Origin of the sequence: Neoroseomonas oryzicola, assembly GCF_012163135.1 — a bacterium.
Classification (GTDB): Bacteria; Pseudomonadota; Alphaproteobacteria; order Acetobacterales; family Acetobacteraceae; genus Neoroseomonas; species Neoroseomonas oryzicola.
Genome location: NZ_JAAVUP010000003.1, coordinates 570,541 through 587,343 on the forward strand (window position 1 = coordinate 570,541; position 16,803 = coordinate 587,343).

General features: G+C 72.0%; 20 protein-coding genes. 12 read left to right on the forward strand and 8 right to left on the reverse strand.

Annotated features, from left to right (window positions below; genetic code table 11):
* The first annotated feature begins 26 nt into the window (after positions 1 to 26).
* From infB to GWK15_RS14260, 3 genes are all read left to right on the forward strand, one after another.
* Positions 27 to 2,756 carry a translation initiation factor IF-2 gene (infB, locus tag GWK15_RS14250; protein ID WP_168041987.1) on the forward strand — a complete coding sequence of 910 codons (2,730 nt, stop codon included), beginning with the start codon at positions 27 to 29 and terminating at the stop codon, positions 2,754 to 2,756.
* 181 nt (positions 2,757 to 2,937) lie between these two features.
* Positions 2,938 to 3,354: a 30S ribosome-binding factor RbfA gene (rbfA, locus tag GWK15_RS14255; protein ID WP_168041988.1), complete on the forward strand. Its 417-nt coding sequence runs from the start codon at positions 2,938 to 2,940 to the stop codon at positions 3,352 to 3,354.
* The gene (locus GWK15_RS14260) at positions 3,351 to 3,731 is read left to right on the forward strand and encodes an acyl-CoA thioesterase (RefSeq protein ID WP_168041989.1); all 381 of its coding nucleotides are present in this window, start codon (positions 3,351 to 3,353) and stop codon (positions 3,729 to 3,731) included. Before rbfA ends, GWK15_RS14260 begins: the two co-directional genes overlap by 4 nt.
* On the opposite strand, the gene GWK15_RS14265 is transcribed toward GWK15_RS14260, so the two are convergent.
* Positions 3,732 to 3,953, reverse strand: coding sequence for a hypothetical protein (locus GWK15_RS14265; RefSeq protein ID WP_168041990.1), 222 nt, complete (start codon positions 3,951 to 3,953; stop codon positions 3,732 to 3,734).
* 67 nt (positions 3,954 to 4,020) lie between these two features.
* Between GWK15_RS14265 and truB the strand changes: the two genes are divergently transcribed.
* Both truB and rpsO read left to right on the forward strand, forming a co-directional pair.
* Positions 4,021 to 4,977, forward strand: coding sequence for a tRNA pseudouridine(55) synthase TruB (gene truB, locus GWK15_RS14270; protein WP_168041991.1), 957 nt, complete (start codon positions 4,021 to 4,023; stop codon positions 4,975 to 4,977).
* A 25-nt stretch (positions 4,978 to 5,002) separates the two neighbouring features.
* On the forward strand, positions 5,003 to 5,272 hold the full coding sequence (gene rpsO / locus GWK15_RS14275; protein WP_168041992.1) for a 30S ribosomal protein S15: 270 nt from the start codon (positions 5,003 to 5,005) through the stop codon (positions 5,270 to 5,272).
* 97 nt (positions 5,273 to 5,369) lie between these two features.
* Here rpsO and GWK15_RS14280 read toward each other — a convergent pair whose 3' ends face one another.
* On the reverse strand, positions 5,370 to 6,335 hold the full coding sequence (locus GWK15_RS14280) for a Bug family tripartite tricarboxylate transporter substrate binding protein (RefSeq protein ID WP_168041993.1): 966 nt from the start codon (positions 6,333 to 6,335) through the stop codon (positions 5,370 to 5,372).
* Positions 6,336 to 6,395: 60 nt separating this feature from the next.
* A complete protein-coding gene (locus GWK15_RS14285; protein WP_245211635.1) occupies positions 6,396 to 6,992 on the reverse strand; it encodes a helix-turn-helix domain-containing protein in 597 nt (198 codons plus the stop codon).
* A 28-nt stretch (positions 6,993 to 7,020) separates the two neighbouring features.
* On the opposite strand from GWK15_RS14285, the gene GWK15_RS14290 reads away from it, so the two are divergent.
* Positions 7,021 to 7,242 carry a hypothetical protein gene (locus GWK15_RS14290; RefSeq protein WP_168041994.1) on the forward strand — a complete coding sequence of 74 codons (222 nt, stop codon included), beginning with the start codon at positions 7,021 to 7,023 and terminating at the stop codon, positions 7,240 to 7,242.
* 2 nt (positions 7,243 to 7,244) lie between these two features.
* Positions 7,245 to 7,703, forward strand: a complete 459-nt coding sequence (locus GWK15_RS25980) for a GNAT family N-acetyltransferase (protein WP_168041995.1) — start codon at positions 7,245 to 7,247, stop codon at positions 7,701 to 7,703.
* A gap of 126 nt (positions 7,704 to 7,829) precedes the next feature.
* Here GWK15_RS25980 and GWK15_RS14300 read toward each other — a convergent pair whose 3' ends face one another.
* Positions 7,830 to 8,009 carry a hypothetical protein gene (locus GWK15_RS14300; protein WP_168041996.1) on the reverse strand — a complete coding sequence of 60 codons (180 nt, stop codon included), beginning with the start codon at positions 8,007 to 8,009 and terminating at the stop codon, positions 7,830 to 7,832.
* A 228-nt stretch (positions 8,010 to 8,237) separates the two neighbouring features.
* On the opposite strand from GWK15_RS14300, the gene GWK15_RS14305 reads away from it, so the two are divergent.
* On the forward strand, positions 8,238 to 8,615 hold the full coding sequence (locus GWK15_RS14305; RefSeq protein ID WP_168041997.1) for a hypothetical protein: 378 nt from the start codon (positions 8,238 to 8,240) through the stop codon (positions 8,613 to 8,615).
* Positions 8,616 to 8,741: 126 nt separating this feature from the next.
* Here the strand turns inward: GWK15_RS14305 and GWK15_RS14310 are convergent, their stop codons facing one another.
* Entirely contained in the window at positions 8,742 to 9,449 is a 708-nt protein-coding gene (locus GWK15_RS14310; RefSeq protein ID WP_168041998.1) for a ribonuclease activity regulator RraA, read from the reverse strand.
* Between the two features lie 17 nt (positions 9,450 to 9,466).
* Between GWK15_RS14310 and GWK15_RS14315 the strand changes: the two genes are divergently transcribed.
* Entirely contained in the window at positions 9,467 to 10,426 is a 960-nt protein-coding gene (locus GWK15_RS14315; RefSeq protein ID WP_338147255.1) for an LOG family protein, read from the forward strand.
* A 112-nt stretch (positions 10,427 to 10,538) separates the two neighbouring features.
* On the opposite strand, the gene rdgB is transcribed toward GWK15_RS14315, so the two are convergent.
* Together rdgB and rph are read right to left on the reverse strand one after the other, a co-directional pair.
* Positions 10,539 to 11,165, reverse strand: a complete 627-nt coding sequence (gene rdgB, locus GWK15_RS14320) for an RdgB/HAM1 family non-canonical purine NTP pyrophosphatase (RefSeq protein ID WP_168041999.1) — start codon at positions 11,163 to 11,165, stop codon at positions 10,539 to 10,541.
* Between the two features lie 70 nt (positions 11,166 to 11,235).
* Positions 11,236 to 11,952, reverse strand: coding sequence for a ribonuclease PH (gene rph, locus GWK15_RS14325; RefSeq protein WP_168042000.1), 717 nt, complete (start codon positions 11,950 to 11,952; stop codon positions 11,236 to 11,238).
* Between the two features lie 113 nt (positions 11,953 to 12,065).
* Here rph and hrcA point away from each other — a divergent pair, with 113 nt between their 5' ends.
* On the forward strand, positions 12,066 to 13,139 hold the full coding sequence (hrcA, locus tag GWK15_RS14330; protein ID WP_209442189.1) for a heat-inducible transcriptional repressor HrcA: 1,074 nt from the start codon (positions 12,066 to 12,068) through the stop codon (positions 13,137 to 13,139).
* 7 nt (positions 13,140 to 13,146) lie between these two features.
* On the opposite strand, the gene GWK15_RS14335 is transcribed toward hrcA, so the two are convergent.
* The gene (locus tag GWK15_RS14335; protein ID WP_168042002.1) at positions 13,147 to 13,842 is read right to left on the reverse strand and encodes a Crp/Fnr family transcriptional regulator; all 696 of its coding nucleotides are present in this window, start codon (positions 13,840 to 13,842) and stop codon (positions 13,147 to 13,149) included.
* Between the two features lie 156 nt (positions 13,843 to 13,998).
* On the opposite strand from GWK15_RS14335, the gene GWK15_RS14340 reads away from it, so the two are divergent.
* Positions 13,999 to 15,762 carry an amidohydrolase gene (locus tag GWK15_RS14340; RefSeq protein ID WP_168042003.1) on the forward strand — a complete coding sequence of 588 codons (1,764 nt, stop codon included), beginning with the start codon at positions 13,999 to 14,001 and terminating at the stop codon, positions 15,760 to 15,762.
* The gene (locus GWK15_RS14345) at positions 15,759 to 16,733 is read left to right on the forward strand and encodes a CobW family GTP-binding protein (RefSeq protein ID WP_168042004.1); all 975 of its coding nucleotides are present in this window, start codon (positions 15,759 to 15,761) and stop codon (positions 16,731 to 16,733) included. The genes GWK15_RS14340 and GWK15_RS14345 overlap by 4 nt, the downstream gene beginning before the upstream one ends.
* Positions 16,734 to 16,803: the final 70 nt, after the last annotated feature.

Here is a 16,803-nt window from a genome sequence, read left to right on the forward strand (position 1 = left end):
GTTTGGGATCGGGTTCGGATCGGCGAATGAGCGACCAGAACGAGCAGGACGCGGGCAAGAGCAGGCTGAGCCTTCGGCCCGGCGGACGACTCGAACTCGGCAAGACCGTGGATGCTGGCAGCGTGCGCCAGTCGTTCAGCCACGGCCGCACCAAGACCGTGCAGGTCGAGGTGGTGAAGAAGCGCGTCGTCGCACCCCCGGCGAAGCCCGGCGGGCCCGCCACGGGCACGCGCCAGGCCCCGGCCGCGGCGCCGTCGGGCGGCAACGCGCCGTCCGGCCAGCAGCAGGCACGTCCGTCCGGCCAGGCCCAGGGCCCCGCCGCGCGCGGCCCGGTCGCCGGTCGCCCGCTGACCCAGGCCGAAATCGCGGTCCGCCAGCGCGTGCTGGAGGAGAACCGCCGTGTCGAGGCGCAGCGCCAGCGCGAGGAGCGCGAGCGCCAGGCCCTGATGGTGCGCTCCGCCGCCGAGGAAGCCGCCCGCAAGGCGGAAGAGGAACGCCGCGCCGCCGAGGAGGCCGCCCGCCGCGCCGAGGAGGACGCCCGCAACGCCGCCGAGGCCGCCGCGCGCGCCAAGGTCGAGGCCGAGGCCCGCAAGTCCGCCGAGGCCGCCTCGGTCGTGACCGCCGCCGCCGCGAAGCAGGCCGGCCGCCCCGCGGGGGCGCCCGCTGCCCCGGCCGCGCGCAAGCCCGACGCTGCCGCCCCGGCCGAGCGCCTGACGCTCAAGGCCCGCCCGGCCGAGGAAGAGGATGAGGGCGCGCGTCGCCCGATGGTCCGCCGCCCGGGCGGCCCGCCGGGCGCGCCCGGTCGCCGGCCGATGCCGGTGCCGGTAAAGAAGGCGACCCCGTCGCCGGATCGCCGCCGCGAAGGCCGCATCGACGTCCAGGCCGCCATCGAGGGCGAGGACGAGCGCAGCCGTTCCATCGCCTCGCTGCGCCGCGCGCGTGACCGCGAGCGGCGGCAGCAGGAACTCGCGCGCCTGCGTTCGGGTGCCGAGCGCGTCGTGCGCGACGTCGTGGTGCCGGAAGCGATCACCGTGCAGGAACTCGCCAATCGCATGGCCGCCCGTGGCGGCGAGGTGGTGAAGGCGCTGTTCCGCATGGGCGTGATGGCGACGCTGACGCAGTCGATCGATGCCGACACCGCGGAGCTGGTGGTCCAGGAATTCGGCCACCGCGTGAAGCGCGTGAGCGAGTCCGACGTCGAGATCGGCCTGGAGGGTGCGGAGGATACCGACACCGACCTGCAGCCGCGCCCGCCGGTCGTGACCATCATGGGCCATGTCGACCACGGCAAGACCAGCCTGCTCGACGCCCTGCGCAAGACCGATGTCGCGGCCCACGAGGCCGGCGGCATCACGCAGCACATCGGCGCCTACCAGATCACCGTGCCCGACGGGTCCAAGGTGACCTTCATCGACACGCCGGGCCACGAGGCCTTCACCGCCATGCGCGCCCGCGGCGCGTCCGTGACGGACATGGTCGTGCTGGTGGTCGCCGCCGATGACGGCGTCATGCCCCAGACGGTCGAAGCGATCCGCCACGCCAAGGCGGCGGGCGTGCCGCTCATCGTCGCGGTGAACAAGATCGACAAGCCCGGCGTGAAGCCCGAGCGCGTGAAGCAGGAACTTCTGCAGCACGAGATCGTGGTGGAATCGCTCGGCGGCGACACGCAGGAGATCGAGGTCTCCGCGACGCAGCGCATCAACCTCGACAAGCTGCTCGAGGCGATCTCGCTGCAGGCCGAGGTGCTGGACCTCAAGGCCAACCCGGAGCGCGCGGCGGAAGGCACGGTGATCGAGTCCAAGCTCGATCGCGGTCGTGGCCCCGTGGCGACGGTGCTGGTCCAGAAGGGCACGCTGCGCCAGGGCGACATCGTGGTGGCCGGCGCCGAATGGGGCCGCGTGCGCGCGATGCTCGACGACAAGGGCCGCCAGCTGAAGGACGCCCCGCCGTCGCTCCCGGTCGAGATCCTCGGCCTGTCCGGCGTGCCGGCGGCCGGCGACAACTTCATCGCCGTCGAGAACGAGGCCCGCGCCCGCGAGGTCTCCGAGTTCCGTCAGCGCCGGGCGCGCGACAAGGCGGCGGCTGCGGCCGGCGCCGGCCGCGGCAACCTGACCGACATGCTGGCCCGCATCCAGGCGGGCGAGCAGAAGGAAGTCGCCGTCGTCGTGAAGGCCGACGTGCAGGGCTCCGCCGAGGCGATCGGCGTGACGCTCGGCAAGCTCGGCAACGACGAGGTGAAGGTCCGCGTGCTGCACAGCGCGGTGGGCCAGATCACCGAATCCGACATCCAGCTCGCCAAGGCGTCGGACGCCGTCATCGTCGCCTTCAACGTCCGCGCCACGTCCCAGGCGCGCGACCTGGCGGCGAAGGAAGGCGTGGACATCCGCTACTACTCGATCATCTACGAAGTCGCCGACGACATCGAGAAGCTCTACAAGGGCAAGCTCGCGCCGGTGCAGCGCGAGAAGTTCCTCGGCTACGCGCAGATCCTGCAGGTCTTCGAGGTCAAGAAGATCGGCAAGGTGGCGGGCTGCCGCGTGACGGAAGGCACGGTGAAGCGCGGCGCGGGCGTGCGCCTGCTGCGCGACGGCGTCGTCATCCACCAGGGCGAGCTGTCCACCCTGCGCCGCTTCAAGGACGACGTGCGCGAGGTCAACAACGGCTTCGAATGCGGCATGTCCTTCGCGAACTACGACGACATCCGCGTCGGCGACCAGATCGAGTGCTATGAGGTGGAGACCGTCGCGGCGGCGTAAGCCGCCGCGACGGATTTCATGTGCCCTCAGGCGCCGGGCGCGCGCATCCGCGCGCGTGGCTTGCGCGCCCTGCGCTGTCGCAGCGGCGGCGAAGGGCGGTCTGGGCGCGGTCGCGCTTTGCGCTCCCGGCGCGGCTCCGCCGCGCCGAAGGTTGCGCCCGAGTTGAACGGGTAGGTTCCCGATGAGCAAGCAACACCACCGCGGCCAGGCCGAAGGCCCCTCCCAGCGGCAGCTCCGCGTCGCCGAGGAAGTGCGCCACGCGCTGTCCGCGGTCTTCACACGCGAGGAATTCCGCGACCCCGACCTGCACGGCGTGCACGTCACGGTCACCGAGGTCCGCGCCTCCCCCGACCTCAAGCACATGACGGCCTTCGTCTCCGCCCTCGGCAGGGACCTGACGAAGGAACAACTCGCGGCGCTGAAGCGCGTCTCCCCCTTCCTGCGGCGGGAGGTGGCGCATGCCGTGCGGCTGAAATTCGCCCCCGACCTCCATTTCCAGCCCGACACCGCGCTCAACTACGCCATGCACATCAACGAGGTGATGCATCGTCCGGAGGTGCAGCGCGACCTCGCGACGAAGAAGGATGGCGAGGAATGACCGCGACCCCGCCCGAGGGCGCGCCGCAGGTCCGCGTCATCGCCATGCCGGCCGATGCCAACCCCGCCGGGGACATCTTCGGCGGCTGGCTGATGGCGCATATGGACCAGGCCGGCGCCTCGGTCGCGCTGCGCCGCGCCCGCGGCCGCGTCGCGACCGTGGCGGTCGAGGCGATGACCTTCCACCTGCCGGTGCGCGTCGGCGACGAGGTCAGCCTCTACGGCACGCTGCTCTCGGTGGGTCGCACCTCGATTCGCGTGCACGTCGAGGCCTGGCGCCGCGACCGCACCGCCGAGGACGACGCCCGCGTGACCGAGGCGACCTTCACCTTCGTCGCCCTGGACGAGACCGGCCGCCCGCGCCCCGTGCCGCAATGATCAGGAGGCGCAGCTGAACACCTGGATCACGGCCATGACCCAGCCCAGCGCAGCGGGGGCGGCAAACCCCAGCAGCGCGACGGGCGCGGCGAGGATCGTGCCCCACAGCGCGCCCATCCAGCTTTCCGCGATCAACCCGCCGGCCATGGCGCCCAGCCCCAGCACCGTCGCGGCGATCAGGATGCGGCCCCAGAGCGGGTATTCCGGATCCTCCTCCTCCACCTGCAGCCTCCTTCGCTGACCGGCCGATCCTCTCGCCGCCGGCACCGACCAGACTACGGAACGCTTCATGGCCCAGCAGCGCCAACGCCACCGCAAGCCGAAAGGCCGGCCGATCGACGGCTGGCTGATCATCGACAAGCCGACGGGGATCGGGTCGACCGACGTCGTCGCCATCTGCAAGCGCGCCTTCCAGGCGCAGAAATGCGGGCATGGCGGGACGCTGGATCCGCTGGCCACCGGCGTGCTGCCGATCGCCTTCGGCGCGGCGACCAAGACCGTGCCCTATGTCATGGACGGCACGAAGCAGTACCGCTTCACGCTGAAGATGGGCGAGGCGCGGGATTCCGACGACGCCGACGGCAACGTCATCGCCACCAGCGATGTCCGGCCGACCGACGAGCAGATCCGCGCCGCCCTGCCCGCCTTCATCGGCGACATCATGCAGGTCCCGCCGATCTTCTCGGCCATCAAGGTGGCCGGCGAACGCGCCTATGACCTGGCCCGCGCGGGGGAGGCCGTCGAGCTCGCCGCCCGCCCCGCCCGCGTCGACCGCTTCGAGCTGATCGAGCGCCCCGACGCCGACACCGCCATCTTCTTCGTCGAGAGCGGCAAGGGCGTCTACATGCGCTCGCTCGCCCGGGACATCGCCAAGGCCTGTGGCACCGTGGGCCATATCGCAGCCCTGCGCCGGATGCGGGTCGGCCCCTTCCTCGAGAAGGATGCGGTTCCGCTGGACAGGATCGCGGTTTCCGGCGATACCCCGCCCCCTTCCCCGGATCTTCTGCTTCCGGTGACGACCGCGCTGGCCGACATCCCGGCGCTGGCCCTCACCGAGGCCGAGACCGCCCGCCTTTCCTTTGGCCAGCCCATCCCGCTGGTCGAGCTGATGGGCCGGGTTCCGCGCGAGGCCAACCCCGATGGGGGCCTGGCCAGGGCGATGGCGGGGGGGCGCCTGATGGGTCTCGCCCGCTTCGAGGACGGCTTGCTGAAGCCGGAGCGGTGGCTGGGCCAGGGCGGTTCCTGAACCTCTACCCACAAGGAATACGACGATGTCGATCACTGCGGAGCGCCGCCAGGCGCTCATCAAGGACTATGCGACCGGCCCGAACGACACGGGCAGCCCCGAGGTCCAGGTCGCGATCCTCTCCGAACGCATCTCCAACCTGACCGAGCACCTCAAGACCCACGCGAAGGACTTCCATTCGCGCCGCGGCCTGCTCGTGCTGGTCGGCCAGCGCCGTGGCCTGCTGGACTACCTGAAGCGCAAGAGCCAGAAGCGCTACGAGACGCTGATCGGGCGCCTCAACCTGCGCCGCTGACGGCAACCGGGGCGGCGCGCGTCGCCCCGCCTGCCCTCGCACGGATCGCCGCCCCGCCAGGATGCTGGCGCCGGGCGGCGTTGCCGTTTCTGGGCGCTCACAACTCGATGTTCAGCCGCCGCAGCAGCGGGCCCCAGCGCTCGGCCTCCCGGTTCAGGAAGGCCTGGAAGTCGGCGGGGCTGCCGCCGGCGGCGAGGATCCCCTCGTTCAGCAGCCGTTCGCGCACCGTCGAATCCGCGCTCGCCGCCGCGCCGGCCGCATTCAGCCGCGCGATCGCCGCGGGCGGCGTCTGCGCCGGGGCCAGCAGCCCGAACCAGGTCACCGCCACCAGGCCCGGCCAGCGCTCGTTGAAGGTCGGCTGGTTCGGCAGGTTCGGCAGCCGCGTCTCCCCGGTCCAGCCGACGATCTTCGCGCGGCCCGAGCGTTCGACCTGCAGCCCCGTCGCGCCGCCCACCAGGATGGAATCGATGGTGCCGGCCAGCAGGTCGTTCATCTGGTTGGCGTCGCCGCGGTAGCCGACATCCTGCCAGTCGAGCTGCAGCCTCTCCTGTATCAGCGCGCCGGCGATGTGGTTGAACGACCCCCGCCCATTGTGCCCCCAGGTCACCTTGCCGGGATTGGCGCGCACATGCGCGACGAAGCCTTCCAGCGTGTCGGGGATGCCCGGCTTCACCGCGATGCAGAAGGGCAGCGTCGCGACATGCACGACCGGCGCGAAGTCGGATGGCCGGTAGGGCAGGTTGCGCCCGATCAGCGGGTTGATGGTCAGCGTGGTGCCCGAGGACATCAGCAGCGTGTGGCCGTCCGGCGCGGCGCGGGCGACCGCCTCCGCGCCGATCACGGTCTGCGCGCCCGGCTTGTTGTCGATCACCACGTTCTGGCCCAGCAGCGGCGCCATGCGTTCGGCGACCAGCCGCGCGGTGACGTCGGTCGATCCGCCCGGGGGGAAGGGCACGACGATGGTCACGGGGCGCGTCGGGTTCCAGGCCGGCTGGGCGCGGGCGGCGCCGGCGGCGGCGAGGCCGAGCGCGGGCAGCGCCCGGCGGCCTGTCACGAATGGCATGGTGTCCTCCCTGGTTCTTGGCGGGAAGCCTGCCATCGCCGCTGCCGCGGCGCCACGGAATCAGCGCCGCGACAGCGCCACCAGGTAGCGGCAGGGCTCGTCCGCCGAGGGGTTGCGGAAGGCGTGGCCCTTCGGCGCCTCGAGGTCGAAGGCGAGGCAGTCGCCGGGCTCGAGCAGGGCCTCCTCGCTGCCTTCCTCGACCGCCAGCCGGCCCGAGAGCACCCGCACCACCTGCCCCCGCAGGAAGGCGAAGGAGGTGCCGGGATAGGCCACGCGCGCGCCGGGCGGCAGATCTACCTCGACCAGCTCGGGCTCCGCGCCGGGGGGCGAGACGGCGCGGCGGAGGTAGCCCGTCGCCGGGTCCGTCCACAGCGCCTGGTCCGCCGCGCGGGCGATGCGCTGCGGGCCGGCATCGGCCTCGGCGCGGGCGAGCAGGGTCGAGATCGTCATCCGCAGCGCGCCCGAAAGGCGGCCCAGCAGGGCGGCGGTGGGGCTCGCCTCGGCGCGCTCGATCTTGCTGATCATGGCGCGCGAGACGCCCGAGGCGGCGGCGAGCTCGGCGATCGACCAGCCGCGCGCCTCCCGCTCCCGCCGCAGGCGGCGGGCGATCAGCAGGTCGAGCGGCGCGGGCGCATTTTGATCCAACATGATAGACATGCATCCAAGATAGTGGATACTGACCTCCATGACCATGCCTGCACCGCCCGGCCACAATGGTGGCCCGCCCCTCGAGGACGAGGACGACGATCCCGCCGGCTGGCGGCTGTGGTGCTGGCGCCGCGCGCGCAAGAAGGCCTGGAAGGCACCGCCCGAGATCGCGCTGCGCCGGCTCGCGCGCGCCGAGGAACTCGGCATGACCTATCGCGAATACACGCTCGAGATCCTCGAGCGGGGTCACTACCAGTGACCGTGACGATCACCGAGGGCGGGCTCGACGATCCGCGCGTGCAGGCGCTGCTCGGCATTCACCTCGCCAAGGCGCGGGCGGCGACGGCGGAAGGCTTTGCATTTGCGCTCGACCTCTCGGGGCTGCGGGTGCCGGAGATCCGCTTCTTCACCGCCTGGGACGGCGACGAGGTGCTGGCGACCGGCGCGTTGAAGCGCATGGCGCCGGACCATGGCGAGGTGAAGTCGATGCACACGGCCGAGGCCGCGCGCCGGCACGGCGTGGGGCGCGCGATGTTGCGGCGCCTGGTCGATGAGGCGCGCGCAGCCGGCATGACGCGCGTCAGCCTCGAGACCGGGACCAGCGCCTATTTCCAGCCCGCGGTGGCGATGTACCTGGCCGAGGGCTTCACGCCGTGCGGCCCCTTCGGCGACTACGCGGCGAGCGCGGAGAACCGCTTCCTGACGCTCGCCCTGGCCTGAGAGACCGTTCGAGAATGGCGGCGCCGGCCCGCTCCCCCACCCAGGATACTGTCGTTGGGTGGGGGAGCTTGCCGGCGCCGGACTGCAGGATGCGCCGAACGGCGCATTCCCGAACGGTCGCTGGGATCAGGGCGTCGCGGGCAGGCCGAGCAGGGAGTCGACCCGGTCCACCACGGCACCGCTGAGCGGCTTGTTCGCCGCCGCGCTGAGCTGGTTCGCCCGCGCCGCGGCGACAGCCTGGGACCGGGCGACGGGGTCGCTGATCGCCAGCGCCTGGATCATGGCGAGTTCGTAGCTCGCGATCATGCCGACGCGCGAATTGGGGGAGGCGCGATCCCGCGCCCGTGCCGAGGCATGGGCCGCGTTGAGCGCCCCGAGGGCGCTGGCGAGGGAGCCGCGGTCCGTGCCGGGGCCGCCCCGGTCGCTGGCCGACCCGCGGCCGGTCGCATTGCCCGGCCCACCGCGTCCGGCCGAGGCGCTGCCGCCGCGCCCGGCGCCCGCATCGGCGGAGTTCCCGGGACCGACGCCGCCGCCATGGCCCTGGCCCTGACCGCCGGCCGAGGCGCTGGCGCCGCCACCGTTACCACCGCCATTGCCGCCGCCGGGACCACCGGCGCCAGCCGAGCCGCCGCCACCGCCGGCGCCACCGCCGCCTCCGGCGCCGCCGCCACCGCCGCCTCCACCTCCACCACCGCCACCGCCGCCTCCGCCGCCTCCGCCACCACCACCACCGCCTCCGCCACCACCACCGGCGGCGTGGGCGAGGCCGCCGAGGTCAGGCGGCAGGATGGGCAGGACGGTGAAGGCCAGCGCGCCGCTCAGGAGCAGCAGGCGGGCATGGGGACGGAACAGATCGGGACGACGCATCGGACATCCTTTCACCGGCCGGGCCGGATGACGGGATCGGCATGACGCCCGGAATTTAGCTCAGCCGAGGGCCGCCTGGTCCGTCCAATCCGTCATGAATATCACAATTTCCTGATAAAGAGTCGCCGCTCCGGCCACGCGCGGCGGCCCCGAACGGGGCCCGCGCCCGATTCAGCGCCCCTTTTCCTTCCGCCAGGCCTCGAACAGCGGCCGGTTGGCGGGGTCCGTCATCGGATAGAGGCCGCGGATCGTGTGCCCGGCGGCGACGCGCTCCTGGACGAAATCCTCGAAGACCGTCTGCTCGAAGGCCTCCTCGGCGACGTCGTCGGCGATATGGGCGGGGATGCAGACCACGCCCTCCCCGTCGCCCACCATGATGTCCCCCGGATGCACGCCGACGCCCGCGCAGGCCACCGGCACGTTGAGGTCCACGCAATGGTGGTGGATCAGGTTGGTCGGCGCCGAGGGCTGCGCGTGATAGGCCGGCCAGCCCATCGCCGCGATCTCCGGGCTGTCGCGGAAGCCGCCATCGGTGACGGCACCGGCCACGCCGCGCGCCTTCAGCCGGGTGATCAGGATGCCGCCCGCGCTCGCCGCGCGCGCATCGCCGCGGCTATCGATGACGAAGACGGCGCCGGGCGGGCATTCCTCCACGCCCTTGCGCTGCGGATGCTCGGGGTCCTTGAAGACCTCGAGGTGATCGAGGTCCTCGCGCGCCGGGATGGTCCGCAGCGTATAGGCCGGGCCGACCATGTTCGGTGCATCCGGATCGAGCGCCTGCAGCGACAGGAAGACGTTGCGGAAGCCCCGCTTGAACAGCACGGTCGTCAGCGTGGCGGTGGAGACGGCGGCGAGCTTCGCGCGCGTGGCGTCCTTCATGGCGGATTCCCCCCAGGGTGTCGCCTGAGGCATACCGCGGGGAAGCGCGGCGGACCATGGCCGCGCCGGAGGATCACGACGCCATGCCCGACAACGGCGCCCAGAAGCGCTCCCGCTCCTTCCTCCTCGCGGTCGAGGACCAGGATTTCCTCCTGCGCGACGAGATGCGTCCCTTCCGGTTCGGCATGGAATACGCCAAGGCGGAACTCGCGCTGCGCGACTGGGGCGTGCGCTCCACCGTCGTGGTCTTCGGCTCCGCCCGCGTGCCGAGCCCCGAGCAGGCCGAGGCGATGACCGCCGCGGCGAAGACCGCCGCCGAGAAGCGCGCCGCGAAGCAGGCGATCGAACGCAGCCGCATGTACGAGGAGGCGCGCGCCTTCGCGCGCATCGTCTCGCTGCGCGGCGGTGCGCTCGCCGTCACCGGCGCGCCGCGCGACAACGTAATCGCGACCGGCGGCGGGCCGGGCATCATGGAGGCGGCGAACCGCGGCGCCGCCGAGGCCGGCGCGCCGTCGATCGGCTTCAACATCACCCTGCCGCACGAACAGAACCCCAACGCCTGGTCCACCCCGGCGCTGACCTTCCGCTTCCACTACTTCGCGATGCGCAAGATGCACCTCGCGATGCGCGCCAATGCGCTGGCCGTCTTCCCCGGCGGCTTCGGCACCTTCGACGAGCTGTTCGAGCTGCTGACCCTGGTGCAGACCAGCAAGGCGACGCCGCGGCCGATCGTCCTGTTCGGCCGGCGCTACTGGGAGAACGCGGTGAACTTCCCCTTCCTGGTGGAGGAAGGGATGATCGACGCGAAGGACCTCTCGCTGTTCGAGATCGTCGACACGCCGGAGGAAGCCTGGGCCAGCCTGGTGCGACGCGGGCTGCAGGCGGCACCGCCACCGATCATCCCGGCCGCACCGCTCGCGCCGCGGGTGCGGCGGCGCAAGCCGGAGGAGGAGCGGATGAAGAAGCCGGGGCCGTGACGGAGCGGAGGGGCGTCGCCCCTCCGGACCACCCCACCACGGGATCCCACGGAGGTTGCGTTGCAACCTCCGTGGGCGCCCATCGGCCGAAAGGCCTTTGGGAACCGTGACTTCAGGCGGGCGCCGGCAGGCAGGCCGCCGATAGCAGACCAAACGCCTTCGCGCGGTGGCTGATGCGGTGCTTTTCGGCGGGATCGATCTCGCCGAAGGTGTCCTCGCGGCGGTCGGGGACGAACATCGGATCGTAGCCGAAGCCGTGCGACCCGCGCGGCGGCCAGACCCAATGGCCCAGGGCGCGGCCCTCGAAGGCTTCCACATGTCCGTCGGGCCAGGCGAGGACCAGGGCGCAGGAGAACCAGGCCGTGCGGTCCTCGAAATCCTGCGCGGCTTCCATCACCTTGCGCATGGCGTCGGCGTAGTCGCGCGACCCGTCCGGCTGCATCGCCCAGTCGGCGGTGCGCACGCCCGGCGCGCCCGCGAGCGCCGCGACCGAGAAGCCGGAATCGTCCGCGAGCGCCGGCAGTCGCGCGGCGCGCGCCGCTGCCGTCGCCTTGATGGTGGCGTTGCCGATGAAGGAGTCCTCGGTCTCGTCGGGTTCGGGCAGGCCGAGTTCGCCCGCGCTCACCGTCTCGATGCCGAAGGGCGCGAGCAGCGCCGCCACTTCCCGCAGCTTCCCCTTGTTGTGGGTGGCGATGACGATGCGTTCCCCGCGCGCCAGCCTGCGGTGCCCTTGCGTCATGCGGCTCGTCCCATGTCCCAAAGAAGGTTGAGGGGGGTTTGGGGGGAGAAGTTCCCTTCTCCCCCCGACATCACAGCCCCACCGCGTCCCGCTGCTTCTGGAACAGCGCGGCGGTCCCAGTCTTCGCGAGCCCTAGCAGCGCGTTCAGGTCGGCTTCCGTGAACGGCGCTCCCTCGGCGGTGCCCTGCACTTCCACGATCCCGCCCGCCCCGGTCAGCACGAAGTTCGCGTCCGCGTCGGCCTTGCTGTCCTCGGCGTAGTCGAGGTCGAGCACCGGCGTGCCCTGCCACACCCCGCAGGACACGGCCGCGACCTGGTCCTTCAGCGGGTTGCGGGTGAGGATGTTCATCCGCCGGCAATGCTCGAAGGCCAGGTGCAGGGCGACCCAGGCGCCGGTGATCGACGCGCAGCGGGTGCCGCCATCGGCGGTCAGCACGTCGCAGTCGATCAGCACCGACATCTCGCCCATCGCCTTCATGTCGGTGACGGCGCGCAGCGACCGGCCGATCAGGCGCTGGATTTCCTGGGTGCGGCCGGACTGCTTGCCGCGGGCGGCCTCGCGGTCGCCGCGGGTGTGGGTGGCGCGCGGCAGCATGCCGTATTCGGCGGTGACCCACCCCTGGCCCTGGCCGCGCAGGAAGGGCGGCACCTTGCCTTCGACCGAGGCGGTGCAGAGCACCTCGGTCTGGCCCATGCGGATAAGGCAGGAGCCCTCGGCATGGCGGGCGAAGCCCGGTTCGAGGCTGACGGTGCGGAGGGCGTCGGCGGCGCGGCCGGAGGGGCGCATGGGCAGTGTCCTGGAAGGCTGGGAGGGCCGGTGTCTACACCGGCGGGGCCCGCCATGCACCCCGCCGTTGACCCGGGCCGGGGGCGTCCATACCTTCATCCCAGGCAATGAAGATGGGTCCCACCGCAAAGTCCGAGGGGCTGGTGCCTGGCCTCAGTCTCTCGGGTCTCGACAACCGCAGCGCGGTGATCCTGCGCGAGCTGGTGGAGACGTATGTCCAGACCGGCGAGCCGGTCGGGTCGCGCACCCTGTCGCGGCGCCTGCCGCTGGGCCTGTCGCCGGCGACGATCCGCAACGCCATGGCCGACCTCGAGGATGCGGGGCTGCTCTATGCGCCGCACACCTCGGCCGGGCGGCTGCCGACCGAACGCGGGCTGCGCCTGTTCGTCGACGGCCTGCTGGAATTCGGCGCGCTGGGGGAGGAGGAGCGGGACGCGATCTCCGCCCGCTGCGCCGCCTCCGGCCGGTCGTTGCAGGAAACGCTGGGCGAGGCGGGGCAGATGCTCTCGGGCCTCGCGGGGGCGGCGGGGCTGGTGGTCGCGCCCACCGCCGAGGGCGCGCTGCGGCATATCGAGTTCGTCGCCCTCGGCCCCGGCCGGGCGCTGGTGGTGCTGGTGCATGACGACGGCCAGGTCGAGAACCGCGTCATCGAGGTTCCTGCCGGCCTGCCGCCATCGGCCCTGCAGCAGGCGTCGAACTACCTGAATGCGCGGCTCGCGGGCCGCACGATCGAGGATGCGCGCGGCATCATCGCCGGGGAGATCGCGACGAACCGCACCGCGCTCGATGCGCTGACGCAGCAGGTGATCGAGGCCGGGCTCGCCACCTGGTCGGGCGGCCAGGGCGGGTCGCTGATCGTTCGCGGCCAGGCCCGCCTGCTCGAGACGATCGACCAGGCCGCACGGGTGGGCGAGATCAAGCGTCTGTTCGAACGGCTGGAGCAGCAGGAGACGATGCTGCGGCTGCTCGACCTCGCGCAGCGGGGCGAGGGCGTGCAGATCTTCATCGGCGCCGAGAGCGGGCTGTTCGACAGCGCCGGCCTGTCGATGGTGGTGGCACCCTTCCGCAACGGACAGGAACGCATCGTGGGCGCGATCGGCGTGATCGGGCCGACGCGCATCAACTACGGCAAGGTGATCCCGGTGGTGGACTACACCGCGCGGGTGATCGGGCGGCTGCTGGGCTAGGCCGCGCCTAGTCTGGCGGCGTGGCGAAGGCGGCGAGCGCGGCCGCGTCGCGGATCGCGATGCGCTGGTAGCCGGAAGCGATCCAGCCCTGCCGCGCGAAGCCCGCCAGGGTGCGGTTGACCACTTGGCGGGAGGCATTCGCCATGTCCGCCAGCTCGGCCTGGGTCAGGCGGTAGCCCTCGGCATCCGTGGGCGGGACGCCCTGCGCGGCGCCGGTCGCGCGCAGCAGCACCGCGGCGATCCGCCGGTCGGCGCGGGCGATCAGCAGGTCCGAGACGGTCGCGATGGCCACGCCCATGTTGGCATTGGCCAGCACGGCGAGGCTGCGCGCCCCCTCCAGGCTCGCGCGTGACAACTCGTCGAGGGCCGCGAGCGGTATGTGCAGCGTGACCGAGGGCTCCATGGCCCGGAAGCCGAGCGCGCGACGCCCGCCGGTCATCAGCGGACCATGCCCGAACCAGGCGCCCTGGCGCAGGATATGCGCGAGGCGCGGCGCGCGTCCCCCGGTCGCGACCAGGATGCCGATCGCGCCGGCAGCGATCCCGTAGATGCCGCCCGGCGCGTCGTCGGCGTGGAACACGTGCTCGCCAGCCTGGAAGGGCACGGGCCGCGCGCGGCGCATCACGGCGGCGCTGACGGCCGGCGGCTGGCGCGCGAGCCAGCCGCTTGCCAGCAGGATCCGCCCGGCTTCGTCACGCTCCATGGTTGGCCCCTGATCGCTTCCGCCAGGTCCTGCCCGCACGGCCGCGGCGCCGAGGCTCAGCCGGCCCGCGCGACTACGATTGTACCGAACGCGACAGTCTCACGGCCGACGCTGCGTCACAATCATGTGCCTCGTGCGCAGGGAAAGCCCCGTCCCATGACAACGTCGCGTCGCTCGCTCACCGCCGCCGCCCTCGTCGCGCCACTGGCTGCCGTCGGCCACGCCCCGCCGGCCGCCGCGCAGGCGGCCGGGCCGGAGAAGATCTTCCGCGGCGGCACCATCCGCACCATGCGCGACGCGCAGCCGGTGGTTCAGGCGGTGGCGATCGGGGGTGGGCGCATCATCGCCGCCGGCACCGAGGCCGAGGTGATGGCTCTGCGCACGCCGCAAACCGAGGTCGTGGACCTGCGTGGCGCGACCCTGATGCCATCCTTCATCGACGGTCACGGCCACTTCGCCAACGCCCCGCAGATCGTGCAATGGGCGAACGTCTCGGGCGTGCCGGCGGGCCCCGTGACGAAGATCGCCGACGTGATCGAGGTGCTGAAGGCGCACCAGGCACGGCTGCGCCCGGCGCCCGGCGCCTGGATCATCGCCTATGGCTACGACCGCACCAACCTCGCCGAGCAGCGCGAGATGACGCGCGACGACCTCGACCCGCATTTCCCCGACAACCCGGTGATGCTGATCCACAGTTCCAACCATGGGGCGGTGCTGAATTCGGCCGGCTTCCGCGCGGTGAACGTCGATGCCTCGACGCCGACGCCGCCTGGCGGGCTGATCCTGCGCCGGGAGGGATCGCAGGAACCGGCCGGCCTGCTGATGGAAACCGCGTTCCTGCCGATCTTCGGCGCCATGCCGCAGCCATCCGAGGCGGAACTGCTGGACGCCTTCGACGCCGCGCAGCGCATCTATGCGAGCGTCGGCGTCACCACCGCGCAGGAAGGGGCGACCCATGCGCACGACCTGCGGCTGATCCGCAAGGCGGCGGAGGAAGGCCGGCTCTACATCGACGTCGTCGCCATACCGATCGTCATGGAAGTCCCGAAGCTGGTGCGGGAGTACTTCCCCGATTTCCGTGGCGGCCCGGCGCAACTGCCGGACACGGTCTCGGAATCCTTCGGCACCTATCGCAACCGTCTCAAGCTCGGCGGCGTGAAGCTGGCGCTGGACGGCTCGCCGCAGGGCAAGACGGCGTTCTGGACGCAGCCGCTGCTGACGCCGGGACCCGCGGGCGAGGCCAACTGGCGCGGCGCGCCGCTGTTCCCGCCCGAGATGGTGAACCGCGCGGTCGCCGAGCTCTACGCCAAGGGCGTGCAGGTCTTCTGCCACTGCAACGGCGACGCGGCGATCGACATGATGATCGACGCGGCGCGCGCCGCCGGCGTGACCGCGGCGCAGGACCGGCGCACGGTGATCATCCATTCCCAGTTCATGCGGCCGGACCAGCTGGACGCCTATGTCGCGCTCGGCTTCTCGCCGTCCTTCTTCACGGTGCACGCCTTCTTCTGGGGCGACGTCCATGTCGAGAACCTGGGCGAGCAGCGCGCCTTCTTCCTGAGCCCGATGGCCTCGGCCAAGGCGAAGGGCATCCGCTTCTCGAACCACAACGACTTCTCGGTCACGCCGATGGACCCGATGCGCATGGTGTGGAGCGCGGTCACCCGCCGGTCGCGCTCGGGCAAGGTGATCGGCCCGAACGAAAGGGTGGACGTGATGACCGCGCTGCGCGCGCTCACCGTGGATGCCGCCTGGCAGATCCGCGAGGAGGACCGGAAGGGCGCGATCGCGCCGGGCATGCTGGCGGACCTGGTGATCCTCGACGCCGATCCCGTCACCGTCGCGACCGACGCGATCCTCGACATCAAGACGGTCGAGACCTTCAAGGAGGGGCGCAGCGTCTACCGGCGCGCGGCATGACGGCACGGCCCCCGGTCACGGTGATCGGCGGCTATCTCGGCGCCGGCAAGACCACCCTGCTCAACGCCATCCTCGCGCAGGGGACCGGCCTGCGCGTCGCCGTGCTGGTGAACGATTTCGGCGAGGTCAACATCGACGAATCACTCGTCGTCGCGCATGACGGCGAGACGATGAGCCTCGCCAATGGCTGCATCTGCTGCTCCGTCGCCGGCGGCTTCGGCAGCGCCATCGGCGCGGTGCTCAGGCGCGCCGGCGAGATCGACGCTATCGTGATCGAGGCGAGCGGCGTCGCCGAGCCCGGCAAGGTGGCCGAGATCGCCGCCGCCTTCCGCCTGCGGGTGGACGGCGTGCTGGTCGTGGCCGATGCGGAGCAGGTGCGCAGCCAGGCGGCGAACACCTATGTCGGGGAGAGCGTGCTGCGCCAGCTCGCCCAGGCGGACCTGATCCTCGTCAACAAGACGGACCTCGTCGACACGGCCACGCTCGGCGCGCTGCGCGATTGGCTGGACACAGCGGCACCGGGAACGAAGCGGATCGAGACGGTGCGTGGAGACGCGCCGCTGGCGGTGCTGCTCGGGATCGCGAAGGGGCGGCCGCGCCTCGTCGCGGATGACGGCCCGGGGCCGGACCACGCGCGGGTCTATCGCAGCTGGACGATCGCCCGGTCTGAGCCGTTGACAGATGAGGCGTTCGATCGGCTGGCCGCGCGCCTGTCGCGCGAGGCGATCCGCGCCAAAGGGTTCGTGCGCATGGCGGCGGCGCCGGGGGTGCGGCTGCTCTACCAGCAGGTCGGTGGGCGCTGGACGCTGACGGAGGAAGGCGCCTGGCCGGCATCGGGCGGGCGGACGCGGATCGTCGCGATCGGACTCTCCGTCGCGGCGCCAGCGCAACGGACGAAGGGAAGGGGGACGGGTCTGCCGGAAAGGCCGGCAAGCTCGCGGATTCCGTCGTGCTCTCGGACAATCCGATGACGGAGGACTCGGAAAACCCCATGGCATTGAAGGGCATGGGGACGATCGCGGAGGGGATGAGCGTCGATTG

What these genes read in the sequence shown, in the direction of transcription:
- infB (WP_168041987.1), top strand. Translation starts at nt 27, where the DNA reads ATGAGCGACCAGAACGAGCAGGACGCGGGCAAGAGCAGGCTGAGCCTT.
- rbfA (WP_168041988.1), top strand. Translation starts at nt 2,938, where the DNA reads ATGAGCAAGCAACACCACCGCGGCCAGGCCGAAGGCCCCTCCCAGCGG.
- GWK15_RS14260 (WP_168041989.1), top strand. Translation starts at nt 3,351, where the DNA reads ATGACCGCGACCCCGCCCGAGGGCGCGCCGCAGGTCCGCGTCATCGCC.
- truB (WP_168041991.1), top strand. Translation starts at nt 4,021, where the DNA reads ATGGCCCAGCAGCGCCAACGCCACCGCAAGCCGAAAGGCCGGCCGATC.
- rpsO (WP_168041992.1), top strand. Translation starts at nt 5,003, where the DNA reads ATGTCGATCACTGCGGAGCGCCGCCAGGCGCTCATCAAGGACTATGCG.
- GWK15_RS14280 (WP_168041993.1), bottom strand. Translation starts at nt 6,335, where the DNA reads ATGCCATTCGTGACAGGCCGCCGGGCGCTGCCCGCGCTCGGCCTCGCC.
- GWK15_RS14285 (WP_245211635.1), bottom strand. Translation starts at nt 6,992, where the DNA reads ATGTCTATCATGTTGGATCAAAATGCGCCCGCGCCGCTCGACCTGCTG.
- GWK15_RS14290 (WP_168041994.1), top strand. Translation starts at nt 7,021, where the DNA reads ATGACCATGCCTGCACCGCCCGGCCACAATGGTGGCCCGCCCCTCGAG.
- GWK15_RS14300 (WP_168041996.1), bottom strand. Translation starts at nt 8,009, where the DNA reads ATGATCGCGAGCTACGAACTCGCCATGATCCAGGCGCTGGCGATCAGC.
- GWK15_RS14305 (WP_168041997.1), top strand. Translation starts at nt 8,238, where the DNA reads ATGGCCCTGGCCCTGACCGCCGGCCGAGGCGCTGGCGCCGCCACCGTT.
- GWK15_RS14310 (WP_168041998.1), bottom strand. Translation starts at nt 9,449, where the DNA reads ATGAAGGACGCCACGCGCGCGAAGCTCGCCGCCGTCTCCACCGCCACG.
- rdgB (WP_168041999.1), bottom strand. Translation starts at nt 11,165, where the DNA reads ATGACGCAAGGGCACCGCAGGCTGGCGCGCGGGGAACGCATCGTCATC.
- rph (WP_168042000.1), bottom strand. Translation starts at nt 11,952, where the DNA reads ATGCGCCCCTCCGGCCGCGCCGCCGACGCCCTCCGCACCGTCAGCCTC.
- hrcA (WP_209442189.1), top strand. Translation starts at nt 12,066, where the DNA reads ATGGGTCCCACCGCAAAGTCCGAGGGGCTGGTGCCTGGCCTCAGTCTC.
- GWK15_RS14335 (WP_168042002.1), bottom strand. Translation starts at nt 13,842, where the DNA reads ATGGAGCGTGACGAAGCCGGGCGGATCCTGCTGGCAAGCGGCTGGCTC.
- GWK15_RS14340 (WP_168042003.1), top strand. Translation starts at nt 13,999, where the DNA reads ATGACAACGTCGCGTCGCTCGCTCACCGCCGCCGCCCTCGTCGCGCCA.
- GWK15_RS14345 (WP_168042004.1), top strand. Translation starts at nt 15,759, where the DNA reads ATGACGGCACGGCCCCCGGTCACGGTGATCGGCGGCTATCTCGGCGCC.